This is a genomic window from Lacticaseibacillus sp. 53-4 (genome assembly GCF_016861805.1).
GTDB lineage: Bacteria > Bacillota > Bacilli > Lactobacillales > Lactobacillaceae > Lacticaseibacillus.
Genome location: NZ_BOLT01000060.1, coordinates 1 through 4,522 on the forward strand (window position 1 = coordinate 1; position 4,522 = coordinate 4,522).

Below are 4,522 nucleotides of genomic sequence, written 5' to 3' on the forward strand. Positions count from 1 at the left end.
CCACAACTTCTATTTGATAACGGCCTGTTCTGGGATTGTCCTCAACGACTGGCTAACTTGTTCTTGCAATTTACGAACACCATTTGACGTAGAGCCCTAAAAAGAAAAGGAGACCCCGGTTTCCCAGGATCTCCTTACTCAGCCGCCACCCGAGAACCTTTCACCTCTGGAACCCTCAGGTCCCTATGGTATGCTGGATTCGCCGCGTTAGCGGTTGAGGGCGGAAACTCCGAGGGATAGCTTAAAAACTTGTATCTCGACGGACGCGTTTTGGATTGCTCCGGGTTATCAACCCGGAGAACCTTGACGATCTGCTCTCTTTTTAGTTGTCTGCATTCTTGCTGAATGAACCAGCAATCGCTAAGACAAGAAAACCAAATACTGGTTGAAAAAGCAAATAAATTTCAAGTTTTCTTCGAAGCCATCACCAGACTCCCAAAGTAACTAACCTCCAACACGTATCGAGAACGTTTGTTCCCACAAAGCGATCGTAACAGGTCTAATTCACCTCGTCAACGAATTCTCATAAAACCGATTACTTTTTCGGCACATTACTCCAACTGCTGAACCCCAAGGCCACACTCCAGAGAGCAGGGCCCCATACTAGATATATGTATTGGCAATCGGGAACTTTTATTTTATCCGTCTAGAATTGGCTGTCCCAAAGGGACGAATACCCCCGTCATCATTGGTGCCTCTTCGCTTCTACCCACATCGCCCAGATAGCTCTGCCATTGTTCTTTTTTGGCCCGCTTAGCGGCCTGGATTCGCCGACCGGCCATGGTGAAGGTCGCCATAATTAGGCGGCCACCGCGCCCTCTAACTCGACGCATTTGGAGCATGCTGGTCGCCTCGATCAGATCGAGGACGTGGTTCAATGACTCTCTTGAAAGACCCAGGGCCTTGCGAATATCCGTGGTCGTAAGAGACAGCTCAGTCGCTACGCCAGCACGACGTGCCACGAGCGCAACAAGGTCCTTGGCCCACTCGCGGTAGTGACTGTACTTACGATCCGCGCGCGGCTTAGCTTGCTTGACCCAGCCGTGGCCCGCATAGCGGTGGGCCTGCTTAAGCTTCGGCGTGTACGCCGCGACCAGTTGATCGATATATTGTCGCTTAGGACCAGCATACTTACCTGAGAACGCACTCTTTAAGATTGCACGGACCTCACGGTCCTGAAGCGCCTGCTTCTGGCGGGAGTTCCATTCATCCGCATAGTCATAAGTCCGGTCTTTCCCCCACCCAGCGGCGTAACAAGCCAGCAGCAGCGTCAGCAGGGTATTATTGCGGCCAAGCTGACCATCTCCGCGCGGGACTTGGACCCGAGTGAGGGCGTCAAACCATGGCTGCTTAGTCGGATCCGTAAAAGCAGTCTTTTCCCGTGCCTGAGAACGCGATTCTGACGCGACTTGCTTCGCCCAGTCGTACAGGTCACTGAACGAGCACGTCAACGCTGGCTCAAAGAAGCGAATATCATCATCGTCTGGCAGGCGGAAGAAGCCAAAGTGATTCGCCCCTAGATCAACATTAGGGAGTGCTCCCTTAACGGCGTTGCGTAGCATCTCGCTAGTCAGCTTAGCGGCCTCAACAGCGGGATAACGATTCCCCTTCTTGGCGATAAAGACCGGGGTGTCGAGAACATAGTAGGCCTGGTAGCCGTGTGGGGTTTCGAGCACTGCTGCCGGGAAAATCTGATTAGCAAAGATGTCCTTGGGCTGAACGACGAACTTCAGTAGCAACTGATGGTCGTAGTTCGGCTTGTGATCGCCGAAGTCCGCGTCCACGACGAGTGTATTGATCTGCTTGAGGTTTGATTCCTCATGGCCTTTAACAATCTTTCGTTTCTGGTCCGCATACGTCCCGTAACGGAAAATATTAGGCGTCCAGTGGCTGGCGCTTTGGTTCTCCAGGACGGCTTCTTCGCTAGTGCAGACGAACCCTTTGGCTTGGCGTAGCGCGTCCTTGGTACGAGTCAGAAAGACGGCCCCGTGAGGGCGGTCAGATGGTTGGGTGAGAATGAGCTTACTGTTTTGGTACTTGGCTTTTGGTAGTCCGTGATGCAAAACTAGATCAACAAATTCAGTCGCAATTCCCATCTGATCTCCTCCTTTCGAAAATTTGGCACAAAAAAAGTACACTTAGCCCTTGGCCTTGTGTACTAGGATGAGCCGACTCTGACCGCAAGAATCTCTGAGTCTGGAGAAACTTGCGGGAGTCCAGTTCACCGAAACGATACTTCACCAGTTCAAATTTAGCAATAGCAAATACACCTGAGACGAATTTACATTCGCCAGTGAATTTCTTCGAGGTGGCTCACCACACCTGGCCCTTTGATTTACTCCTGCCACGATTATCGGATAGTGCCGACGATCATGTTTAAGAACTTTCCTAGTTTGTCCTCTAGGTTGTGAAATCAGCTCAAGCATTTACAAGTATGCTAAATTCCAGTAATATTAGTTTGAGATATGTGGAAAGCACCGTGCTGGAACACGGCTGCATTTTGTAGGCTGAGCTTTTTCTAAATTATTGGTCGCCGTGTCGTAGTTCGAGCTACGGCACGGCTTTTCTTTACTCATAATTTAGCGCGTTAAAAAGGGAAATGCAACTATGAATTGTGAGTTCCCTTTTTCCCTATTTCCCTTTTTACCTATAGGGATATTTCCCTTTATCCCTATGGGGAAATTTCCTTTTTTCCCTATAGGGATATTTCCCCTTTTCCCTATTTCCCTTTATAAACATTCCGAGATCCGCAAGTACGTGCCTTTTCCGCGAAGATAAAGGGATATTCCCCTTTATCCCTATAGGGATATTTCCCTTTATCCCTATAGGGATACTTCCCTTTATCCCTATTTCGCTATTTCCCTATAGTGCAATAGGGAAGTTTCCCTATTGCAGTTATCCGGTGTGCGGCGTATCCTATCTAAATGGGAGGTGCAATTATGGCAGCCACTAAAATTAATAGAATTATTGCAGAACTAAAGAAAGCTAAACACGCAGTAACAATCGTTGTCGGAAACCAAAAAGGCGGGGTAGGGAAGACAACTAATACATACATGATTGCCTACACTTTAGCCAAGCTGGGGCTCAAAACCTTAGTTGTAGATCTTGATCCTCAGGCAAATAGCACCAAGACCTTAGTTTTGACACGCAGTCGTGAGTCAGACACTGTACAGCCCATTGACAAGACCTTGATGCGCGGTGTTGAGGAAGGGTCGGTCGTAAACCTTCCCGTCAAAATTCTTCCAAATTTGTTTCTTCTTCCATCGTATATTGATTTTCAAGATTTTACGAAGTATCTGTACAAACATACAAAAAACGAGTTTGAAGAAACCCACCTTTTGCAGCCATTGTTTGAACCACTAAAAGCCGACTATGACATTATCCTATTAGACGTCCCACCTTTTAGCATTGAGGTAACTAATAATGCCGTGATGTTTTCGGATTATGCGCTTATCAGCCTGCAAACACATGATGACAGCCTTACTGGTGCTGAAGAGTACGTTAATACCTTGGCCAGGCTAAATGAAAAGTTCAACTTAAACTTGGAAATCATCGGAATCCTGCCAATGCTACACGACGCACGAAACGGCGTCGACCAAACAATAATCCAAACAGCACGTCAGGAATTCGGAGAAGAAAATGTTTTTTCAACCATTGTTCCACAAATGGCAAGAATTAAACGATTCCCAATATCCGGAATTACAGAAAGGGATCGTTACGACGGAAAGGTGATCCAGCTATATCAGACTGTTACAAACGAATTTCTCACACGTCTGGGTCTCTTAAGAGGGGTGAAATAGAATGCCTGATACAAAGCCTAACATCCTTAAGCGTCGCGTGAACGGCGCGGTGAAGCCGTTAGAGGGCTTTACGGATAAACCCGAACCGGTCGAAACCGTAAAGAGTAAAACTGCAGAAGGAAAAAGAAATCAACAGAAAAGCATCAAGATTTCAGCCGAGACGTACAAGGATCTATCCGTACTGAAAAGTATGGAGGGCATAAAATTCGACTATGAAGCGGTCCAAATGTTGATAGATCAATACGTTTCTCGCTTAAGTGACTCGGACCAACGCAGGTTCACCGTCTTACGTGAAAACTCATGAAGAAGCGACTACGTAAGAAGCTTGATAGACCACGTCCACGGGAGTCAATGCGCCGCGGAAAGTCAAGCTCAAGTCAACACACGCTTGCGAGCAGCACCGCAACACTGGCCCAAACAGGACGTAAACTCTCAAAAGAAGATCTTGCAGAGCTTCTAAACGCCCGAGCCGTTGGCATCCGTAGCCTCCCATGAAGGTCAACTGTTTGTCGCTTTGGTGACAAGTAGCTGACTGAACGGGCCTCTTCGGCACGTACAATTTTGCCAGCAAGAGTAACAAATCAATTTTCTCGAGGAGATAATCAAGATGAATTACACTAACCACGCCTTCAAACGCCTAGTTATTTAGTCAGTACTGAACTAGGCTGCTGACTTTGACCGTTCAGTGATGACTTTATAGTTAATTTGATATGTTTTGCCGG

3 protein-coding genes are annotated in these 4,522 nt (G+C 47.6%); 2 read left to right on the plus strand and 1 reads right to left on the minus strand.

Annotated elements, in window-relative coordinates; genetic code table 11:
- Positions 1-638: 638 nt before the first annotated feature.
- Positions 639-2,096, minus strand: coding sequence for a primase C-terminal domain-containing protein (locus JUF21_RS11700; protein ID WP_203664805.1), 1,458 nt, complete (start codon positions 2,094-2,096; stop codon positions 639-641).
- Positions 2,097-2,939: 843 nt separating this feature from the next.
- Between JUF21_RS11700 and JUF21_RS11705 the strand changes: the two genes are divergently transcribed.
- Together JUF21_RS11705 and JUF21_RS11710 are read left to right on the plus strand one after the other, a co-directional pair.
- Entirely contained in the window at positions 2,940-3,800 is an 861-nt protein-coding gene (locus tag JUF21_RS11705; RefSeq protein ID WP_203664807.1) for a ParA family protein, read from the plus strand.
- A gap of 1 nt (position 3,801) precedes the next feature.
- Positions 3,802-4,104 (plus strand): hypothetical protein, encoded by a 303-nt coding sequence (locus tag JUF21_RS11710; RefSeq protein ID WP_203664810.1) that lies wholly within the window; start codon positions 3,802-3,804, stop codon positions 4,102-4,104.
- Positions 4,105-4,522: the final 418 nt, after the last annotated feature.